This is a genomic window from Pantoea rwandensis (assembly GCF_002095475.1).
Classification (GTDB): Bacteria; Pseudomonadota; Gammaproteobacteria; order Enterobacterales; family Enterobacteriaceae; genus Pantoea; species Pantoea rwandensis.
On sequence record NZ_MLFR01000017.1, the window covers coordinates 51,745 to 70,771 of the forward strand.

The 19,027-nt window shown below is 51.2% G+C and carries 20 protein-coding genes; 10 read left to right on the top strand and 10 right to left on the bottom strand.

Translation table 11 applies throughout. The features are described from left to right. Positions 1-1,080 (top strand): glycosyltransferase family 9 protein, encoded by a 1,080-nt coding sequence (locus HA51_RS16225; RefSeq protein WP_084935654.1) that lies wholly within the window; start codon positions 1-3, stop codon positions 1,078-1,080. 38 nt (positions 1,081-1,118) lie between these two features. Here the strand turns inward: HA51_RS16225 and HA51_RS16230 are convergent, their stop codons facing one another. Genes HA51_RS16230 through rfaD form a run of 4 tightly spaced genes read right to left on the bottom strand, consistent with a single transcriptional unit; the run spans position 1,119 to position 4,983 of the window. Continuing rightward, positions 1,119-2,024: a hypothetical protein gene (locus HA51_RS16230; protein WP_084935655.1), complete on the bottom strand. Its 906-nt coding sequence runs from the start codon at positions 2,022-2,024 to the stop codon at positions 1,119-1,121. After that, entirely contained in the window at positions 2,025-2,987 is a 963-nt protein-coding gene (gene rfaC / locus HA51_RS16235; protein WP_084935656.1) for a lipopolysaccharide heptosyltransferase RfaC, read from the bottom strand. It lies immediately after the preceding gene. 2 nt (positions 2,988-2,989) lie between these two features. Further along, positions 2,990-4,033, bottom strand: coding sequence for an ADP-heptose--LPS heptosyltransferase RfaF (rfaF, locus tag HA51_RS16240; RefSeq protein ID WP_084935657.1), 1,044 nt, complete (start codon positions 4,031-4,033; stop codon positions 2,990-2,992). Positions 4,034-4,050: 17 nt separating this feature from the next. Continuing rightward, on the bottom strand, positions 4,051-4,983 hold the full coding sequence (gene rfaD, locus HA51_RS16245) for an ADP-glyceromanno-heptose 6-epimerase (RefSeq protein WP_084935658.1): 933 nt from the start codon (positions 4,981-4,983) through the stop codon (positions 4,051-4,053). Between the two features lie 231 nt (positions 4,984-5,214). Here rfaD and HA51_RS16250 point away from each other — a divergent pair, with 231 nt between their 5' ends. Together HA51_RS16250 and tdh are read left to right on the top strand one after the other, a co-directional pair. Next, positions 5,215-6,423, top strand: a complete 1,209-nt coding sequence (locus tag HA51_RS16250; protein WP_084935659.1) for a glycine C-acetyltransferase — start codon at positions 5,215-5,217, stop codon at positions 6,421-6,423. Further along, complete coding sequence (gene tdh, locus HA51_RS16255) at positions 6,420-7,448, top strand: L-threonine 3-dehydrogenase (protein ID WP_084935660.1); 1,029 nt, start codon at positions 6,420-6,422, stop codon at positions 7,446-7,448. Before HA51_RS16250 ends, tdh begins: the two co-directional genes overlap by 4 nt. A 34-nt stretch (positions 7,449-7,482) precedes the next feature. Here the strand turns inward: tdh and HA51_RS16260 are convergent, their stop codons facing one another. Further along, positions 7,483-8,580: a glycosyltransferase gene (locus tag HA51_RS16260; RefSeq protein ID WP_084935661.1), complete on the bottom strand. Its 1,098-nt coding sequence runs from the start codon at positions 8,578-8,580 to the stop codon at positions 7,483-7,485. 166 nt (positions 8,581-8,746) lie between these two features. On the opposite strand from HA51_RS16260, the gene HA51_RS16265 reads away from it, so the two are divergent. After that, complete coding sequence (locus HA51_RS16265; protein WP_084935662.1) at positions 8,747-9,718, top strand: polysaccharide deacetylase family protein; 972 nt, start codon at positions 8,747-8,749, stop codon at positions 9,716-9,718. Here the strand turns inward: HA51_RS16265 and HA51_RS16270 are convergent. Next, positions 9,693-10,724, bottom strand: coding sequence for a glycosyltransferase family 9 protein (locus HA51_RS16270; RefSeq protein WP_084935663.1), 1,032 nt, complete (start codon positions 10,722-10,724; stop codon positions 9,693-9,695). The genes HA51_RS16265 and HA51_RS16270 overlap by 26 nt on opposite strands. A gap of 181 nt (positions 10,725-10,905) precedes the next feature. On the opposite strand from HA51_RS16270, the gene HA51_RS16275 reads away from it, so the two are divergent. From HA51_RS16275 to coaD, 6 genes are all read left to right on the top strand, one after another. Next, positions 10,906-11,895 (top strand): glycosyltransferase, encoded by a 990-nt coding sequence (locus tag HA51_RS16275; protein WP_084935664.1) that lies wholly within the window; start codon positions 10,906-10,908, stop codon positions 11,893-11,895. A gap of 73 nt (positions 11,896-11,968) precedes the next feature. Continuing rightward, positions 11,969-13,045: a putative lipopolysaccharide heptosyltransferase III gene (gene rfaQ, locus HA51_RS16280; protein ID WP_084935665.1), complete on the top strand. Its 1,077-nt coding sequence runs from the start codon at positions 11,969-11,971 to the stop codon at positions 13,043-13,045. Then, positions 13,038-14,171 carry a glycosyltransferase family 4 protein gene (locus tag HA51_RS16285; RefSeq protein WP_084935666.1) on the top strand — a complete coding sequence of 378 codons (1,134 nt, stop codon included), beginning with the start codon at positions 13,038-13,040 and terminating at the stop codon, positions 14,169-14,171. Before rfaQ ends, HA51_RS16285 begins: the two co-directional genes overlap by 8 nt. Positions 14,172-14,256: 85 nt before the next feature. Then, entirely contained in the window at positions 14,257-15,531 is a 1,275-nt protein-coding gene (waaA, locus tag HA51_RS16290; RefSeq protein WP_084935667.1) for a lipid IV(A) 3-deoxy-D-manno-octulosonic acid transferase, read from the top strand. A 3-nt stretch (positions 15,532-15,534) separates the two neighbouring features. After that, positions 15,535-16,311: a glycosyltransferase family 2 protein gene (locus HA51_RS16295; RefSeq protein WP_084935668.1), complete on the top strand. Its 777-nt coding sequence runs from the start codon at positions 15,535-15,537 to the stop codon at positions 16,309-16,311. Further along, positions 16,308-16,793, top strand: a complete 486-nt coding sequence (coaD, locus tag HA51_RS16300) for a pantetheine-phosphate adenylyltransferase (protein WP_084935669.1) — start codon at positions 16,308-16,310, stop codon at positions 16,791-16,793. Before HA51_RS16295 ends, coaD begins: the two co-directional genes overlap by 4 nt. Here coaD and mutM read toward each other — a convergent pair whose 3' ends face one another. The 4 genes from mutM to radC all read right to left on the bottom strand — a co-directional run bounded on the left by mutM (position 16,794) and on the right by radC (position 18,988). Next, positions 16,794-17,603 (bottom strand): bifunctional DNA-formamidopyrimidine glycosylase/DNA-(apurinic or apyrimidinic site) lyase, encoded by an 810-nt coding sequence (gene mutM, locus HA51_RS16305; RefSeq protein ID WP_084935670.1) that lies wholly within the window; start codon positions 17,601-17,603, stop codon positions 16,794-16,796. Positions 17,604-17,673: 70 nt separating this feature from the next. Then, positions 17,674-17,841 carry a 50S ribosomal protein L33 gene (gene rpmG, locus HA51_RS16310; RefSeq protein WP_003024094.1) on the bottom strand — a complete coding sequence of 56 codons (168 nt, stop codon included), beginning with the start codon at positions 17,839-17,841 and terminating at the stop codon, positions 17,674-17,676. A gap of 11 nt (positions 17,842-17,852) precedes the next feature. Next, positions 17,853-18,089 carry a 50S ribosomal protein L28 gene (rpmB, locus tag HA51_RS16315; RefSeq protein WP_007885297.1) on the bottom strand — a complete coding sequence of 79 codons (237 nt, stop codon included), beginning with the start codon at positions 18,087-18,089 and terminating at the stop codon, positions 17,853-17,855. A gap of 242 nt (positions 18,090-18,331) precedes the next feature. Beyond that, positions 18,332-18,988: a RadC family protein gene (gene radC / locus HA51_RS16320; protein ID WP_084935671.1), complete on the bottom strand. Its 657-nt coding sequence runs from the start codon at positions 18,986-18,988 to the stop codon at positions 18,332-18,334. Positions 18,989-19,027 lie beyond the last annotated feature (39 nt).

The following is a 19,027-nucleotide window of genomic DNA, read 5'->3' on the forward strand; positions in this document are numbered from 1 at the left end:
ATGAAAAAGATTTGGAAAATAAATTTAATCAATAGCATACTGAGTTTGCATGCCAAACTGAGTCAAATTGATAAAAATAAAACGCCGCTCAGCTCAAATCATGAATTTGAGCGAATTGTTATTTTTTCAACCACCGCATTAGGGGATTTGCTTTTTAACACCCCAGCAATCAAGGCTATCAAGCTGCGTTATCCAACCGCAAAACTCATGTTAGTTTCCAGTGATAAAAATCGTGGTCTGGTCGAAAACAGTGACTGGTTTGATGAAGTGGCCATATGGGATAACAAAATCGTTCGCGCCCCCAACCTGATTAGAAAAATCCGGCGATTCAAGCCTGATGTGACTTTTCTTTTACACTCCAGCCTTGGTTACGATATTCTTTGCTCCCGACTTGGCGGTTCAAAGTATATTTTGCGTGATAATTTTCGCCATGATAACCCGGTATTCAATCATTGGCTGGATAAATATTCCACGGGTGTGGATGGCCATATTATTCAACGTAAAATGGATTTAATTAGCACCTTGGGCTGTGATGTTTCTGATATCACGATGCAGTTCCCGATAGCAATCAATAAAACATCTAGCAATAGCACTGGTCCAACGATTGGATTCCAAATGGGTGCATCAGGAAAAAACCGCTGCTGGCCTGTTGAACATTTTGCACAATTAGCTGAGCGTATCCTTTCTGAAAGCGTCGAGGCTAAAATTATATTAACAGGGGCGGGGCAAGATCAGCCAATTGAGCACGCATTCCTCCAATTGCTACCTGAAGAATATCATTCTCGCGTGATCTCCTATATTGGAAAAACCCATCTTCCTGCATTGATTGAGCTTATCCATTCTATTGACGTTTTAATCACAGGTGACACGGGGCCGCTGCATATCGCCATTACTGCTCGGACTCCAACAGTCAGTCTTTATGTCAGTGCGAACCCACGCCATACGGGACCCTATCAGGATTTGTTGATTCACAAAACGATTCGTATTGAACCGGAAGCAGGTGATGATGCCGTTTATCCGCTGCGTAAGATAAGTGTCGATAGCGTTTATGAAGCGTTAAACAGTGTGATCAGGAAATAATCATTTATGCCAGGCAGCCATCGCAGCCTGGCATATTGTTACTCGGAAAAAAGTAATTCAGGTGTTATTTTTTCAAACACATCTTCGCCCAAACCACTATTCAGACAGAGATTATACGTTTTGATTTTGGCGCGCTCTAACTCTTTACTCGCGTGGAGAAAAGCCGGTCTGATAACATTTTCAAAATTCGATGAAAGAAAACTGGGAAGTTTATCCCCCTCAGTTTCATAAAATCTTGGCGCAGCAAAGTTATTCATATCGACACCGGCTAATAAAATACGATTAGCCCCTAGCCAAGCCGCAATCTGCAGTGCCCAGTATGCCACCGTCCCCGCATCGAAAATACCCTGCCGAATATCCCAAGAAAATCCTGCACGCGGTTCAGTTGGGAATAATACAATGCCTTTTTTATCGTGGTAGTTTCGTTCATATTCGTGTGGCATGACCTTTCCACGAAAAACCTTAAAGCTCAGATCTTCGATAATCGCTAACCGACACTTTATCTCATTTAACGCTGTATTTTTAAGAATGTCATTGAGGCAATGCACGGTTGTAAAAAATACCAGCGCCTCGTCGTTTAGAACTTCTTTTACGAGGTCGGCGCGCTGCTTAACGAATCCACGATCCACAATAACATAATACGAAAACCTGACATTTTTACGTAAATGATAGGCGCCATTGACCCCAATAAACGTCGTTCCCGATAGCTTGTGCAAATCAAGTGTATTAACAGAAGGCCCCGTGGCCAGGATGGTAATATCACCACTGGCCTTGGCACGTAGTAAATTCAGGTTTTCAAGGGGAACATTCTTTCCGCAGTAAGTTAACTTCTGTATTTGGTCTTCACTGGCGCGGCGAATCGCTATGTACGGCCAAAAGTTTTCATTGTGCCGCATCACTCGGTGGTGGGTATAACGATAAAGCTGCTTGAAGATGGAAACCATTCAGAGTAATTCCTGCAATTTTCCCATCACCTTATCGGCAGAAATGGCCTGCATGGTGCCATTTTCACCCCGTAGCTCATGCTGATTCTTGCCATAACCCCCAATCAATCCCGGATCGGTTGGACCAAATAACGTGATATTTGGACGATCGAGCGCGGCAGTCAAATGACTTAATCCCGTGTCCACAGAGACCACGGCTCGCGCGCCAGCGAGTTGCTGTGCAACCTGTTCTAATGTGAGCTTTGGCAGTACTTCAACATGGCCAAATCCTTCAGCCATTCTTAGTGCTCTTTGATGTTCATGCTCTGCACCCCAAGGCAATTTTATTCGCAGCCCCGTGGGTTGGACTAATTCAATCAGTTCGCGCCAGTGTGCCTCTGGCCAGTGTTTGTTGTCGCGCGTGGTCGCGTGCAGGAACACCAGATACTGATGAGCATCTTCCGGCAGTGTGGCAAAGAAATGGCTGGCAATCGCGTAATCACCTTGCATCGCGGGTTGCTCATAGCCAAGGCTTTTTGCAAACAGTTCACGCGTACGCTCAACGGCATGCTGCTGTTTATTAATTTCGTGCCGTTTGTCATACCACCAGCTGGCAAACGGCTCGCGCGCACTGCGGCTATCTTGCCCATGCTTAACGCCCTTTGCTAATCGCGTGACCAGCGCTGCACTTTTGATGAGCCCTTGTGCATCAATCACCACATCATAGTCTCGCGATTGCAAGTCGCGCTTGAACAGCACGCGCTCTTCACGCTGCTGGCTGCCAAACCAATGTTTGCGCCAGCGACGAATCGCCACCGGCAGCACTTTGTCCACAGCGGGATGCCAACTGGGGATCTGAGCAAAATTCTCTTCTACCACCCAGTCAAAACGGATGTCAGGGATCGCCTGCATGGCATCAGTGAGCGCCGGTAACGTATGCAGCACGTCTCCCATAGAGGAAGTTTTAACGATTAAAACGTGCATGGCTACTCCTGCACCGGATGCAGCAGCGCGCTCAGTTCCTGATGAACTCGAGCAGGCTGAATATCAATTAAACTTTGGTGATACCCTTCTTCAGCATCACCTTTACGCACTTTGTGGTAGCCAGTGATTAAGCGGATAACACGGGCATGATGGGATAATGGCGGAGTAAAATCAGGGCTGCTTGGACCATATAAAGCCACTAATGGACGATTCAACGCAGCAGCAATATGCATTAACCCTGAATCATTGCTGACGACTGCAGCACAGTGGGCAATCAAAATAACCGCCTGTTCTAATTGTGTATCACCCGCCAGATTCTTGCAGTGAGCACGTGCCGAATCAGAGAGGGTTTGCACAATGGTATCGCCGGTTTCACGATCTTTCGCCGAACCAAACAACACCACCTGATAACCTTCGCCAATCAGTTGTTCGGCAAGGGCCGCATAATGGTAGTGCGGCCAGCGCTTTGCCGGACCAAATTCAGCACCAGGGCAGAAACCAATCACAGGACGGTCGGCTGACAGCGAAAATTGCGCGGCTGTCATGCGTTTCTCATCATCCTCTACGCGCAGTTGCGGCCATAACAGAGGCTGAGGCAACTGTTGTGCAGTAGAGACAGGCTTATCGTATCCGAGTGCCACATAACGCTCTACCATTAGTGGAAATGCGGGCTTATCCAACACACGGATATCATTTAACAAGCCATAGCGCATCTCACCACGCCATCCGACGCGGCGTTTTATTCCAGCAAAAAAAGGCACCAGCGCCGATTTAAAGGAGTTCGGCAGAACATAAGCCCGATCGTAACCACTGGACTTGAGGGATTTCCCCAAACGACGCCGCTCGCCCAGCCCTAGCGCGCCATGTCCCAGCGGCATCGACAATGCCTGGTTCACTTCCGGCATGCGTGACAGTAGGGGGCGGCACCAAGCCGGCGCCATTACATCAATCACAGCATCCGGATGCTCTGCCTTGAGCGTGCGATAGAGACTTTGCGACATCATCATATCGCCGACCCAGGAAGGGCCAATAACCAGAATTTTCATCGCTGGTGCCGGTTTCCTTATGCGTTACGATTCAGCCAAGCCATGTATTCACCCACACCCTGAGCGACGGTTTTGAAAGACTTGTCGTAGCCAGCCGCACGCAGATTAGTCAGGTCAGCTTGGGTAAAGGCCTGATAGCGACCTTTCAGCTTGTCCGGGAAGGGAATGTACTCAATCTGGCCTTTCTGGTGGAACTTCAGCACCGCATCCGCGACTTCCTGGAAGGATTCGGCACGGCCCGTACCGCAGTTGTAAATACCAGAGACCCCGTTTTCCCAGCACCACAGATTGACGGCAACCACATCATCAACGTGGATGAAGTCACGTCGGAAATCGTCGCTACCTTCAAACAGTTTTGGATTTTCACCACCGCTGATTTGTGTATTCAGGTGGAAGGCTACGCTCGCCATGCTGCCTTTGTGGCCCTCGCGCGGACCGTAAACGTTGAAGTAACGGAATCCACACACCGGCGAGTTTGCTTCTGGCAGGATTTGACGCACGTAGTGGTCAAACAGCATTTTGGAGTAACCGTAGACATTCAGCGGCTCCTCGTACTGGCGTTCCTCAATAAAATTCTCGTTGCGGCCGCCGTAGGTGGCTGCTGAAGAGGCATAAAGGAAGGGAATTTCGCGTTCCAGGCAGAAATGCAGCAAATCTTTAGAGTACTGATAGTTGTTGTCCATCATGTACTTGCCATCCCACTCGGTGGTCGCTGAGCAAGCACCTTCATGGAATACCGCTTCAATCGGACCCAGATCTTCACCGGACATGATGTAAGAGAGGAATTCCTCTTTATCCATGTAATCGGCGATATCCAGATCGGCGAGGTTCACGAATTTAGTGCCATCTTTCAGATTATCCACGACCAGGATATCGGTATGACCGCGATCGTTCAGCGCTTTAACAATGTTGCTGCCAATCATGCCAGCGCCACCGGTTACGATAATCATATGCTTTGCCTTTAAACAGTTGGGGTGAAACAGGAGGTTTCACGCACTAATGCCTTACATCATAACATTTCAGCCCGAGACAGGCAGCCAGATGACTCCGCAACCGCTGCACAAATTGCAATCATCACGTGAACTATGCTGCAAAACTGAGATTTCTCTGGCGGAAATGTCGGCACGATGCTTTTTGATCAGTAATATGTGCCAAAATTTTGCTATCTGAGGAGCAGAATCATGTCCAGTCAGTTTTATTCGCAAATCCGTCAACAGCTTGAGACAACGCGTCAGGACGGATTGTTCAAACAAGAACGCACTATTACGTCGGCTCAGCAGGCGGAAATCAACGTCGCGAATAGCCCCCCTGTGATTAACTTCTGTGCCAATAACTACCTTGGCTTGGCTAATCATCCTGCGCTCATTCAGGCAGCCAAAGAGGGCATGGATTCGCACGGCTTTGGCATGGCATCGGTCCGCTTTATCTGCGGCACCCAGGATATTCATCAGCAGTTAGAACACAAGTTGGCTGAATTTCTGGGAATGGAAGATGCCATTCTGTTCTCCTCCTGCTTTGACGCCAACGGTGGCTTGTTTGAGACGCTCCTGAGTGCAGAAGACGCCATCATTTCTGATGCTCTTAATCACGCCTCAATCATTGACGGCGTGCGCCTGTGTAAAGCCCAGCGTTATCGCTATGCCAATAACGATATGAATGAGCTGCGCGCTCGCCTACAAGAAGCCCGTGATAAAGGAGCCCGCCATATCCTGATCGCCACTGATGGTGTGTTCTCAATGGATGGGGTCATCGCTAACCTTCAGGGCATTTGCGACTTAGCCGATGAATTTGGCGCGCTGGTGATGGTGGATGATTCCCATGCCGTTGGCTTTGTGGGGGCCGCTGGACGCGGGACACACGAATATTGTGGCGTTATGGACCGCGTCGATATCCTGACCGGGACTTTAGGCAAAGCATTAGGCGGTGCTTCTGGTGGTTACGTGGCAGCCAAAAAAGAAGTTGTCGAGTGGCTACGTCAGCGGTCACGCCCTTACCTGTTCTCCAATTCATTGGCACCCGCCATTGTTGCCGCGTCTCTACATGTACTGGATTTATTGAGTGAAGGAGACGGCTTGCGTCAGCGTCTCTGGGATAACGCCCGCTTCTTCCGTGAGAAAATGACCGCAGCGGGTTTCACCTTGGCGGGTGCCGATCACGCCATTATTCCTGTGATGTTAGGTGACGCGAAAGTGGCACAACAATTTGCCAGCTTGCTACAACAGGAAGGTATTTATGTCACCGGTTTCTTTTATCCCGTCGTACCGCAGGGACAGGCACGTATTCGCACGCAGATCTCCGCTGGTCATACGCAGGCACAACTCGAGCATGCTGTTGCCGCCTTTACGCGCATTGGACAACAGCTGGGCGTGATTGCAGGAGCAGACAAATGAAAGCACTTGCCAAACTAAAAGCAGAAGAAGGGATCTGGATGGTCAAGGATGCCCCCATCCCTGAACCCGGTCACAACGACCTGCTGATTAAAATCCGTAAAACGGCAATTTGCGGCACTGATGTGCATATCTACAACTGGGATGACTGGTCGCGCAAAACCATCCCCGTTCCCATGATCACTGGCCACGAATATGTCGGCGAAGTGGTGGGAATGGGCGAAGAGGTGAGAGGTTTTTCACTGGGCGATCGCGTATCAGGTGAAGGCCACATCACTTGCGGCCACTGTCGAAACTGTCGTGCCGGGCGTACCCATCTCTGTCGCAACACCGTGGGGGTGGGCGTCAATCGTCAGGGTTGTTTCGCCGAATATCTGGTGATTCCGGCCTATAACGCTTTCAAAATTCCTGACAATATCTCCGACGAACTGGCCGCGATTTTTGATCCTTTCGGTAATGCCGTGCATACCGCGCTGTCATTCGATTTGGTTGGTGAAGATGTGTTGATCTCTGGCGCGGGTCCGATTGGCATCATGGCTGCAGCCGTATGCAAACATGTCGGTGCGCGTAATGTGGTGATCACAGATATCAACGAATATCGCCTGGGGCTGGCGCGCCAAATGGGTGTGACGCGCGCGGTCAACGTGGCGCAGGAGAATCTGCGTGATGTGATGGCCGAGTTAGGCATGACGGAAGGCTTTGATGTGGGACTGGAGATGTCCGGTGCACCTCCCGCGTTCCGCACGTTGCTGGAAGTGATGAACCACGGCGGCCGCATCGCCTTGCTGGGTATTCCACCGGGTGAAATGGCTATCGACTGGAATCAAGTGATCTTTAAAGGTTTGTTCATTAAGGGCATTTATGGCCGGGAGATGTTTGAAACCTGGTACAAGATGGCCGCACTGATTCAATCCGGCCTGGATCTCACGCCGATCATCACGCATCGCTATCACATTGATGATTTCCAGCAAGGATTTGACGAGATGCGTTCTGGACGATCTGGAAAAGTGGTATTGAGCTGGGATTGATGTTTGTGGGGGAAATGCAATTTCCCCCTATTTCCTATATCAATGCCAGGTACTGCTGACAGATTGCCGCAGTGTCAAATTCTGCAAAGGCATCTTCTGGTAATCGCGGTGGATGCTGATAAATATCCTGCATTTTCTCCGCCAAAGATTCAGGATTAAGCTCTGACAAACCACGTGCCAATTCGCCCTGTAATAACCATTCTGGACCGCCTGGACAACGCGTACTCACCACTGGCGTACCACACAATATCGCTTCAATCAGTACGTTACCAAAACCTTCACTGTCCGAACTGACAATCAACATTTCCGCTCGACTTACCCATGCGTAGGGATTCAGGGTGAAGCCCTGGAAAATCACTCGGTCGGCAATGCCTAATTCCCGCGCTTGTGCTTCGAGCGCCGTTTTACGCTGTGGTGAACCTTGCCCCAATAACACCAAAGGAAGTTGAATGTGACTTAATGCATAGGCCTTGAGCAGACGGTCATGTCGTTTGGTTTCGTGGAAACGCCCTACATGAACTAAAAATCCCGTTGGGGGTACGTCGGCGAATTCGGCAGCTTGTTGCCGGATATGAGCAATATCGAACGGATTGCCTATCACTGCTTCACGCGAAGGCTGCACTGCAAAAGCCGACTTAAGATCTTCCAGTACCGCCGGCGATACGCCAATGACGTTGCGCCCCTGATACACTTGCTGGATCTTGCGTGCCTTGAGCCAGCGTGACATCCCTGTTCGGTGTCCCAGATAAGAGGCGGAAAATACACCGTGCAGACAGAACCACGTTTTTTCAGGTGAGAGTGCCCGGCAACGACGTACGATACGGTCGGTTTTATGCAAGTGTGAAACAGCCAGATCAAACGCACCAGACTCCTTCTCCGCTTTTCTTACCGCCGCATCCAGCAAACTTGCACGTCGGCTGAGTTCAGTCAGTTTGCGCCATGGCTTACGATTGCTGTCCTGAATCACCTGATAATCCACACCTTGTGGCAAGGGATACTCGCAGACCTTGCGTAAGGAAAAGAGCGAGACGCGATGCCCCTGCGCCAGCATACCGGCCACCAAAGTCAACACCACTTTCTCGGCGCCGCCGCCCGGTAAACCATCAATCACGATGAGTATGCGTTTTGACAAAATGTCCTACCTGTGAGTTTTGAAAGCGGATTAATACCCGTTAGATGCTGGGAATTTTACCGCATTTTCACCACAATTTTCGCCTGTTTACTGCCGTGGCAAATAGTTTTGCGTCACTGAAAGGCACAGCGTAACATGGCGATTTTATTGGCTTCAGGCGGCGAATATGACCCGGCACGCGTTCCTTATTACCATAGACACCGAAGGCGATAATCTCTGGCGTAATCATCGCTCGATTACCACCAAAAATACCGGCTATCTGCCGCGTTTTCAGTCTCTATGCGAGCGTTATGGTTTTAAACCCACTTGGTTGACCAACTATGAAATGGCGATCGACCCCGCTTTTGTTGAATTCGGCAAAGATGTGATTGCCCGCAAGCAGGGCGAAATCGGTATGCATCTCCATGCCTGGAATAGCCCCCCTGAAGCACCGCTGACAGACGATGATTGGCGCTGGCAGCCTTTCCTGATTGAGTACCCTGATGCGGTACTGCGTGACAAAGTCGCCTATATGACGGATCTGCTGGAAGAAAAGTTCCAAACTAAAATGTTAAGTCATCGAGCGGGCCGATGGGCATTTGATGAACGCTACGCGGCGATCTTGACCGAATTAGGCTATCAGGTTGATTGTTCCGTCACACCGCGAGTGAACTGGTCCTATACGCGCGGGGCGCCACAAGGGAAAGGGGGGACAAACTATACTCACTTTCCAGCCAACCCCTACTTCCTTGATCCGCTGGACATCTCACGCAGTGGTCATTCATCGCTGCTCGAAATTCCTATGAGCATTCAATATAAATATTCGTCTTTGATGAATACGATTAAGCAGGGTGTGTATCGCCTACGCGGTAAGCAAAAAAGCCCGGCTGTGTACTGGTTACGTCCATCTGGCGGTAATCTGGCGGACATGAAGCGCGTGGTGGAGATGTCTCTGGCGGAGGGAAACAACTACACCGAGTTTATGTTGCACAGCTCAGAATTCATGCCCGATGGCAGCCCAACCTTTAAAAATGAGCGCGACATCGAGCAACTCTACGAAGATCTTGAAGCGTTATTCACCTGGCTTGCACCGAACTTTGTCGGGCAAACCCTGGCAGAATATTACGACACCTTTACACAGCAACAGGCTCAACGCTAAGCTGCTGCCATGCCTGCCAGACCGTTTCCAGCGTGATATCGCTGCACTCACCGGAATCGGTCTGCATAATTTGATATTTTCCAGACCATGGGTGCCAGATACTGGCATTGGTATCCCCGAAGAACACCACCTGCTTTTTATGTAACCCGGCAGCCAAATGCATCTGCCCGCCATCACTGCACAAAATCTGCTCACAGCGATCAAATCCGGCAATCAATTCGCGCACCGATGCGGTTGGGTAACGCGCCACACGCGGTGAACTCACCTGCTGCATCAACTCTTCTGCACGCGCGGCGTCACCTTTGTCATGGGGATCCAGAGTGCCTTGTGGAGACCAGAATACCAGCACCTGCGCTTGCTCATCTTCCAACAGTTTATTGATAAACGCTGCGTAGGATGCCACTGGCCAGCGGCGTTTAGGGCTGCGGCTGCTGATGTGTACGCCAAACACTTTTCCCGGTGCAGGAAACAGTGCCGCGACACGGGCTTTAGCGGCCTCACGCTCTGCATCCGCCAGATAGAGATTGACCTGGGGTATCGCCGGGGATGCATCCGTCAGCGCCGAAAGATAAGAGTAGGTATGCTCTACCTGATGTTTACCTTGGAAATCATGCTTCTGGAAAGGATGATCAAGATGCGCATCGGGCTGTGCGGCACCGATAATATTGTGCGCACCAGCCATTTTCGCCAGACGCAAACTGTATTTGCAAGGCACGGGATTTGCCAAAATGGTTGCATCAAATCGGGTTTTACGGAGCGCCAGCATGATCTTCACGCGCTGCCAGTAAACGCCCAATGTTGTCTCATTTTTTGCGCGGTGCTTGGCTTTTTTGTACACATACAAGCGATCGACATGCGGATTATGACTTATCACGTCTTGAGCAATTTTATTCACCAACAGCGTAATTTTCGCCTCGGGAAATGCCCGCTTCAGCCCTTCCAGTAACGGTGTGGTACAGACCATATCGCCAATGTTATCGCGTCTGATAACGAGGATGTTTTTCATACTGATGCCCGGAGAGATAAGGATATATGTCAAGTTTTGCGGCTATAACAATTCTTAAAAACGTAAAAATGCTAGCGAGCTAACTACTTTTGACCATTAATGTCCAAAAAGTTCTGAATTCCTTAGTAATAATTAACGTAAGAAAATCGTTAACGAATCATTATTAAAACATCGCAGAACAATGTCGCTAAAAGCTCCTTTAATCTCCATCATCTCACCTATGTACAATGCCGGTGCGATGCTTGAGACGTTTATGCAGTCCCTGCTGGCACAAACGCTGACGTCACTGGAAATTATCATCGTCGATGATGGCTCCACCGATGGCTCCGGCGAACGTGCTGACGCTTATGCGCAGCAGCATCCTCACGTCCACGTCATCCATCAGGTGAATGGGGGTGTTTCGCGCGCCCGCAATGCCGGTCTGGCTATCGCCCGGGGTAAATACGTCACTTTCCCGGATGCAGATGACACCATGAGCCCAGCCATGTATCAGACGCTGGTTGAGATGGCTGAGCGCGATAATCTCGACGCCGCGCAGTGCAATGCCGAGTGGTTTTTTAAATCCAGTCAGACCACCAAACCCCTCATTCCGCTTGACCGTTTGACCAGCACCGAGGTGCTGAGCGGTCCAGACTGGCTAAACACCGCACTGCAAACTCATCGTTACATGCATGTTGTGTGGCTCGGCATCTATCGCCGCGAACTGATTAACCAGCTAAACCTCACCTTCGAGCCAGGTTTGCACCATCAGGATATTCCCTGGACGACCGAGTTTATGCTCAATGTTCAGCGCGTGCGCTATACGGATCAAGTGCTGTATCGCTACTACATGCACGATGCGTCGATCAGCAACCGCAAACGCACCGGTCAGCGCAATGTGGAATACCAACGGCACTACCTGAAAATCGCGCAGATGCTGGAACAGATCAATGCACGCTATCGCAATAAAGTTAAAATATATTCAGCCTTCCACTACCAGATAACCCGTGAAGCGCTCAGTGTCTGCCACACCATCCGCCGCGAACCTGAAGAGAGCGCACGCCAGGCGATGATCGCAGATATCTTTGCCACCCAGACCCACAAGCGCATGCTGCGTAATGCACGCGGTGCAAGGCAGTGGTATCAGTTACTACTGTGGCTGAGCCGGATTTATCGCTGGCGTAAGAAATAAGCGGCGACGCTGGCTTTCGCAGCATAGGGGTTTACCCTACAATCAGCTCACTGAATTTTGAGATCATTTGAGTATGGCAAGCCCGATTCCAGCCCAATTTGTACCGCAAAACATTCTGCTGATTAAGCTGCGTCATCACGGCGATATGCTGCTGACCACGCCCGCAATCAATGCGTTACGTCAGCGTTATCCTCACGCCAACATTGACGTCCTGCTGTATAAAGAGACGCGGCCAATGCTGGAAGCCCATCCTGCCATTCGTCAGTTGCACATCATCGATCGCAACTGGAAAAAAGAGGGTGGATGGCAGAAGTTTCGTCACGAAATGGCCCTGCTCTCTGCAGTGCGCGCTTGCCATTATGATGTGGTGATTAATCTGGCTGACCAATGGCGCAGCGCCATTATTACCGGCTTTTCGGCTGCCCCCGTGCGCATTGGTTTTGCCTTTGCGAAGCGTGACAACCTGCTATGGCGCTGGTGCCACAATCACCTGATATCCACCCAAAATTACAACCAGCTGCACACGGTTGAGCAAAATATGGCAGCGCTCCAGCCGCTCAGCATTGGTGCAGAAGGTGCAAAAGCGTCGATGCATTTCAGCGCGGCAGACCAACAAAAAGTACAGGATATACTGGCGCAACAGCGGATTAGCAGGCCGTTTATCGTGATTCAGCCCACTTCACGTTGGGTATTTAAATGCTGGGAGGATGAGAAAGTCGCGCAGCTGATTGATACGCTCGCCGCTGACGGTCATACCATCGTCCTCACCGCCGCACCCGATCGGCAAGAGCAAGCGATGATTGCCAACATTCTTTCGCTGTGCCACAACCAAAAGGTGGTCTCACTCGCCGGGCAGCTTTCATTACCGCAACTGGCTGCGCTCATTGATACGGCGCAGCTGTTCATTGGCGTAGATTCAGCACCAATGCATATGGCCGCAGCCTTAGATACCCCTTGTCTGGCGCTATTTGGCCCCACCAAACTGCATCACTGGCGTCCGTGGGGCGAGAATAATCGGGTAATTTGGGCCGGAGATTATGCGCCGCTGCCCTCGCCTGATGATATCGATACCAAAACCCAGCAGCGCTATCTTTCCGCGATTCCGATTGAAGATGTGGTTGCCGCTGCAAGGAGCTTTTTGCATGACTAAGTTACGCCTGGCGATCGTCCGACAGAAATATCGCCCGGATGGGGGTGCTGAGCGCTTTATCTCGCGCGCACTGGAAGCGCTCGACAGCGAACAACTCGATCTCAACATTATTACTCGTAGCTGGCAGGGCACACCCAATCCTGCCTGGCACCTGCATATCTGCAATCCAACCAAGTTTGGTCGCGTGTCACGCGAACGCGGATTTGCCCACGCCGCCCGCCAGTGCTGGGAACGCGAGAAATTCGATATTGTGCAGAGTCATGAGCGTATTGCAGGTTGCGATATCTTTCGTGCTGGAGATGGCGTCCATCGCGTCTGGCTGGAACAACGCGCGCGTATCGTATCGCCATGGCAACGTCTCAGCGCCACGCTGAGCCCTTATCATCGCTATGTGTTGCAAGCAGAAGCAGAGATGTTTAATGCGTCGTCGCTGAAAGCGGTCATCTGCAATTCAGAGATGGTAAAACAGGATATTTTGCGTCATTTCACGTTAGATGCCAGCAAGATTCATGTCATTCACAACGCCATCGACAGCCAACGTTTTCAGCCCGCTAGCGAACTGCAGCGCCACGCTATGCGCCAGCAATTATCCTTACCCCAGAACGCCACAGTGATGATTTATGTGGGGTCTGGCTTTGAGCGAAAAGGATTAAAAGCAGCGATTGAAGCCCTTGCCAGCAGTGACCGTTACCTGATTGTTGTTGGCCAGGATAAGCAAGCCACACGCTATCAGCAGCGAGCAAAAACGCTGAATTGTGCCGATCGCTTACGCTTTGTTGGCGTTCAACAGGACGTACAGCCCTACTATCACGCAGCGGACGCACTACTGTTGCCGACGCTCTATGATCCTTTTCCGAATGTGGTGCTGGAGGCTATGGCCTGCGGCTTGGCCGTGATCACCAGTACAGGTTGTGGTGGCGCAGAATTCATCACGGCGGGTCAAGAAGGCTTCGTTTGTGATGCTTTGGATATCAAAGCATTAAATGAAGCGATTAACGCAACCCCCGCACTTTTGCAGAATTCTGCCATGGGCGAAGCCGCACGTCGCAGAATTGAACCTTATGGACCGCAGCAGCTGGCACAAGCACTGACCTCACTTTATCAGCAAGTGCTGAAGGCCAGCTGACGAAGTGGTAGGAGCAGGCGACCAGTTTCTGATAACATGCCGCCTTTCATGTGTTTTTTGACGCGAACCTGTCGTAACGATAACTATGACAACTCTATACACAGCCCTGCTCTATCTGATTCAGCCACTGATCTGGCTGCGCCTGTGGCTGCGCGGTCGAAAAGCACCGGCCTATCGTAAACGCTGGGCTGAGCGCTATGGCTATTGCGTGGGCAAAGTTCAACCACACGGCATTGTGCTGCATTCCGTGTCTGTTGGCGAAACGCTAGCCGCCGTTCCCTTGGTGCGCGCACTGCGCCATCGCTACCCTACGCTGCCGATTACCGTCACGACCATGACGCCGACCGGCTCCGAACGCGCCCAATCGGCGTTTGGCAAAGACGTGCATCATGTCTATCTGCCTTATGACTTACCCGGTTCTATCAATCGTTTCCTCGACACCGTCAATCCACGTCTGGTGATCATTATGGAAACCGAACTGTGGCCGAATATCATCCGTATTCTGCATCAGCGACAGATTCCGCTAGTGATTGCTAATGCCCGTTTGTCGGAGCGCTCAGCCAAAGGCTATAAAAAGCTTGGCGGCTTCATGCGCGATTTGCTGCAACGCATCACGCTGATTGCGGCGCAGAACAATGAGGATGCCGAACGCTTCCTGAGTCTGGGCCTTAAGCGCTCACACTTAGCCGTCACCGGCAGTCTCAAGTTTGATATTTCCGTCACGCCCGAACTTGCGGCAAAAGCCGTGACGCTGCGTCGGCAGTGGGCATCACGCCGCCAGGTGTGGATCGCGACCAGCACTCATGAAGGTGAAGAAGCCATCGTGCTTGATGCACATCGCCGTCTTCTGCAGCAGTTCCCGGATCTGCTGTTGATTTTGGTGCCACGCCATCCTGAGCGTTTCAAAGATGCCTGCGATCTGGCGCAAAAGCGCGGCTTTAGCTTTACGCTGCGCAGCAGCGGCGAAATTCCGTCCAGTGCCACGCAAGTGGTGATCGGCGATACCATGGGCGAGTTAATGATGTTGTACGGCATTGCTGATATTGCCTTTGTCGGCGGCAGCCTGGTCGAACGCGGTGGTCATAACCCGCTCGAACCCGCAGCGCATGCGATTCCCGTGCTGATGGGCCCGCACATCTGGAACTTCAAAGATATTTGCGCCAAATTGCAGCAAGCAGAAGGATTAATCACCGTCACTGATGTGGTTTCGCTGGAAAAAGAAGTGGCCAATCTGCTGAAAGATGACGATTACCGCCGTTACTATGGCCGCCATGCTGTGGAAGTTCTGCATCAAAACCAAGGCGCCTTACAGCGTCTGCTACAGTTACTCGAACCTCATTTACCGCCGCGGGCTCACTAACTCATGTCGCAACGCCAACGTCTTTCCGTAGTGATGATCGCCAAAAACGAGGCTGAACTGCTGCCGGAAGCGTTGGCCTCGGTGAGTTGGGCGGATGAGATAGTAGTACTGGATTCTGGCAGCCATGACGCCACCGCAGACGTTGCCCGTACACTGGGTGCACAAGTTTATCAGGCGAACGGATGGGATGGGTTTGGGAAACAGCGTCAACGCGCACAGGCTTTTGCCAGCGGCGACATGATTTTAATGCTGGATGCCGACGAACGTGTGACATCAGCATTGCGCCGCGCTATCGAACAGGTGCTGGAACAGCCAGCTTCGAATAAGGTTTATAGTTTAGGCCGCAGCAACTTGTTTCTGGGGCGCTTTATGCGACACAGTGGCTGGTACCCTGATCGCGTGATGCGTCTCTATCCGCGCGCCCTCAATTATAATGACAACCTGGTACATGAATCACTGGAAACGCAAGGCGCTCCGGTTGTTGCTTTGCCGGGCGATTTACAACATCTGACCTGCCGCGATCTGATCGCTTTTCAGCGCAAACAGATGAATTATGCCGAAGCTTGGGCGCTGGAGCGTTTTCAACGCGGTAAACGTTGTGGGATTTTCTCTATTTTCAGCCATACCCTCGGTGCGTTCCTCAAAACGCTGCTGCTGCGTGCTGGTTTTCTTGACGGGAAACAGGGCTGGATACTGGCTGTGGTGAATGCACAGTACACGTTTAACAAATATTCGGCGCTCTGGGCGCTGCATCACACCTCAACACAAGGCCGCGTATGAGTACTAAAGCGATTTATCCCGGCACCTTCGATCCTATCACCTTGGGTCATCTGGATATTGTGACACGTGCCGCGCAGATGTTTGACCATATCGTGGTGGCGATTGCGGCCAGCCCAAGCAAAAAACCGCTGTTTAGCCTGGATGAACGTGTAGATTTGGCGCGCCAGGCCACAACGCATTTATCGAATGTCGAGATTGTGGGCTTTAGCGATTTGATGGCGAACTTTGCTAGAACGCAAAACGCCAATGTGCTGGTGCGTGGTCTGCGTGCGGTATCGGATTTCGAGTATGAATTACAGCTAGCGCAGATGAACCGTCACTTGCTCCCTACGCTTGAAAGTGTGTTTCTGATGCCGTCCGAAGGATTCTCCTTTGTGTCATCCTCTCTGGTGAAGGAAGTTGCGCGTCACAAAGGCGATGTGCAGGCATTTCTACCTGCCATGGTGCATCAGGCACTGCTGGCGAAATTGGCGCAACCCTGATTAATGCTGGCAGCGTGGGCACCAGAAAGTGCTACGCTGGCCATGTTTGCCGCTGATAATCGGCGTGCCGCAGGCTCGACATGGCTCTCCTGCTCGACCATAGACCTGCAATTCCTGAGCAAAATAGCCCGGCTTGCCGTCAGTTTGCAGAAAATCACGCAGCGTCGTTCCACCCTGCTCAATTGAGCGCAGTAACACGGCTTTGATGGTGGCAACCATCAATTCAGCCTCATCGCGGCTCAAACTCATCGCAGGACGATCGGGCAAGATCCCCGCAGTAAACAGTGATTCACTGGCATAGATGTTACCCACACCCACTACCACTTTATTATCCATCAACCACTGCTTAATGACGGTGCGTTTACCACGTGACTTGTCAAACAGATAGGCACCATCAAATTCTTGACTGAGTGGCTCTGGACCAAGGTGAGAAAGCACGCTACTGCCTTCAAGGTCAGTCGTCCACAGCCAGGCACCAAATCGTCGCGGGTCGGTGTAGCGCAACACTTTGCCGTTACTCATCACTAAATCAACATGGTCATGCTTCGCAGCAGGTTGTTCACCCGGCAAAATACGTAAGCTGCCGGACATGCCGAGGTGAATAATAATCCAGCCGTGTTGAAGCTCCAGCAAGAGGTATTTCGCGCGACGTTGCACGCTCAATACGGGCTGATCGCTTAGCGCGTGGATTTCGTGCGAGACCGGCCAGCGCAGGCGTGAGTTACGCACTATCGCATGCAAAATCGTCGCGCCCACCATGTGTGGCTCAATGCCGCGGCGGCTGGTTTCTACCTCTGGTAATTCAGGCATGTCATCTCCTCAACAAACCGCAGAAACAAAAAACCCGGCCGAAGCCGGGTTTTTCACAAGAACACCAAAATTATTTAATTTTGGCTTCTTTGTAGAGAACGTGCTGACGTACAACCGGATCGAACTTTTTCAGTTCCAGTTTCTCTGGTTTAGTACGCTTGTTCTTCGTGGTGGTATAGAAGTGACCTGTACCAGCAGAGGAAACCAGCTTGATCTTCTCACGAATACCTTTAGCCATGATTCAGTTCCTTAGTACTTCTCACCACGGGCGCGGATTTCGGTCAAAACCGTATCAATGCCCTTTTTATCAATAACACGCATACCTTTAGCAGATACACGCAGAGTAACGAAGCGCTTTTCGCTCTCAACCCAGAAACGGTGAGAGTGCAAGTTCGGCAGGAAACGGCGTTTCGTCGCGTTCATTGCGTGGGAACGGTTGTTACCCGTTACCGGACGCTTTCCAGTTACCTGGCAGACTCGTGACATTTCTATTCTCCAAAAATCAAATAAGCTCGAGCTTTAAAAACTAGGTTTTGGCCGCCTCGTCAGGCCTTAGCCCGCCAGGCGAGTTCCATGTGAACCCGCTAAGCTGACCCAAACGCCAAACCCGAGATTCTCAAAGGTGGCGTAGTATACGCCGCTCAGGCGGTGTGCTCAAGTCCCGAACAGATAAAGATCCCTATGGATCGCGCGAAAATGCATCATTTCTGCGCACCCGGGCGGATGTTTTACAGCCAACCGCGCTCAGCGAAAGAGGTGTACTCGCCGTGACCGATCACCAAATGGTCAAGTAAACGAATATTCAGCAACGCGCAAGCCTGCCCAACTTTACTGGTAATATCACGGTCGGCCCGGCTGGGTTCAGCGATGCCAGAGGGATGATTATGCGCCAATATTACCGCAGCAGCGTTAAGTTTCAGCGCCTCACGCACAATTTCACGTGGATGCACCTCAACACTGGCGATGGAGCCGGAAAACATCTTCTGAGCTTGCAATACCCGATGCTGGTTATCCAGAAACAGCGCCATGAACACCTCCCGCTCCTGATGAGCCAGCACACTTTGCAGGTAGTGGCGCGTCACTTTAGGATTTTCCATCACATTTTCGCGTGCCAGCTGACTGGCGAAAAAACGTCGACCCAATTCGGCGATGGCATGCAGCTGTGTAATTTTGGCCATGCCCAAGCCTTTCATCGTTCCAAGATCTTCTTGAGTGGCGGTCATGATGCGATACAGCGAACCCCATTCATTGAGCATTTGCTGAGCCAGCACCATCACAGTCGTGCCATAGCTGCCGGTACGCAAAAAAATCGCTAAGAGTTCTGCATCAGTCAGCGCCTCTGCCCCCAGTATTGCCAGTTTTTCCCGTGGTGCCAGTTCCATCATGACTTTGACCTCCCTATTTAAGGGCGAGTGTGCGCGTCT

Bases quoted from the DNA above. Each gene is read 5' to 3' on its own strand.
- HA51_RS16225 (WP_084935654.1), top strand. From the start codon at position 1: ATGAAAAAGATTTGGAAAATAAATTTAATCAATAGCATACTGAGTTTG.
- HA51_RS16230 (WP_084935655.1), bottom strand. From the start codon at position 2,024: ATGGTTTCCATCTTCAAGCAGCTTTATCGTTATACCCACCACCGAGTG.
- rfaC (WP_084935656.1), bottom strand. From the start codon at position 2,987: ATGCACGTTTTAATCGTTAAAACTTCCTCTATGGGAGACGTGCTGCAT.
- rfaF (WP_084935657.1), bottom strand. From the start codon at position 4,033: ATGAAAATTCTGGTTATTGGCCCTTCCTGGGTCGGCGATATGATGATG.
- rfaD (WP_084935658.1), bottom strand. From the start codon at position 4,983: ATGATTATCGTAACCGGTGGCGCTGGCATGATTGGCAGCAACATTGTT.
- HA51_RS16250 (WP_084935659.1), top strand. From the start codon at position 5,215: ATGTCCAGTCAGTTTTATTCGCAAATCCGTCAACAGCTTGAGACAACG.
- tdh (WP_084935660.1), top strand. From the start codon at position 6,420: ATGAAAGCACTTGCCAAACTAAAAGCAGAAGAAGGGATCTGGATGGTC.
- HA51_RS16265 (WP_084935662.1), top strand. From the start codon at position 8,747: ATGACCCGGCACGCGTTCCTTATTACCATAGACACCGAAGGCGATAAT.
- HA51_RS16270 (WP_084935663.1), bottom strand. From the start codon at position 10,724: ATGAAAAACATCCTCGTTATCAGACGCGATAACATTGGCGATATGGTC.
- HA51_RS16275 (WP_084935664.1), top strand. From the start codon at position 10,906: ATGTCGCTAAAAGCTCCTTTAATCTCCATCATCTCACCTATGTACAAT.
- rfaQ (WP_084935665.1), top strand. From the start codon at position 11,969: ATGGCAAGCCCGATTCCAGCCCAATTTGTACCGCAAAACATTCTGCTG.
- HA51_RS16285 (WP_084935666.1), top strand. From the start codon at position 13,038: ATGACTAAGTTACGCCTGGCGATCGTCCGACAGAAATATCGCCCGGAT.
- waaA (WP_084935667.1), top strand. From the start codon at position 14,257: ATGACAACTCTATACACAGCCCTGCTCTATCTGATTCAGCCACTGATC.
- HA51_RS16295 (WP_084935668.1), top strand. From the start codon at position 15,535: ATGTCGCAACGCCAACGTCTTTCCGTAGTGATGATCGCCAAAAACGAG.
- coaD (WP_084935669.1), top strand. From the start codon at position 16,308: ATGAGTACTAAAGCGATTTATCCCGGCACCTTCGATCCTATCACCTTG.
- mutM (WP_084935670.1), bottom strand. From the start codon at position 17,603: ATGCCTGAATTACCAGAGGTAGAAACCAGCCGCCGCGGCATTGAGCCA.
- rpmG (WP_003024094.1), bottom strand. From the start codon at position 17,841: ATGGCTAAAGGTATTCGTGAGAAGATCAAGCTGGTTTCCTCTGCTGGT.
- rpmB (WP_007885297.1), bottom strand. From the start codon at position 18,089: ATGTCACGAGTCTGCCAGGTAACTGGAAAGCGTCCGGTAACGGGTAAC.
- radC (WP_084935671.1), bottom strand. From the start codon at position 18,988: ATGATGGAACTGGCACCACGGGAAAAACTGGCAATACTGGGGGCAGAG.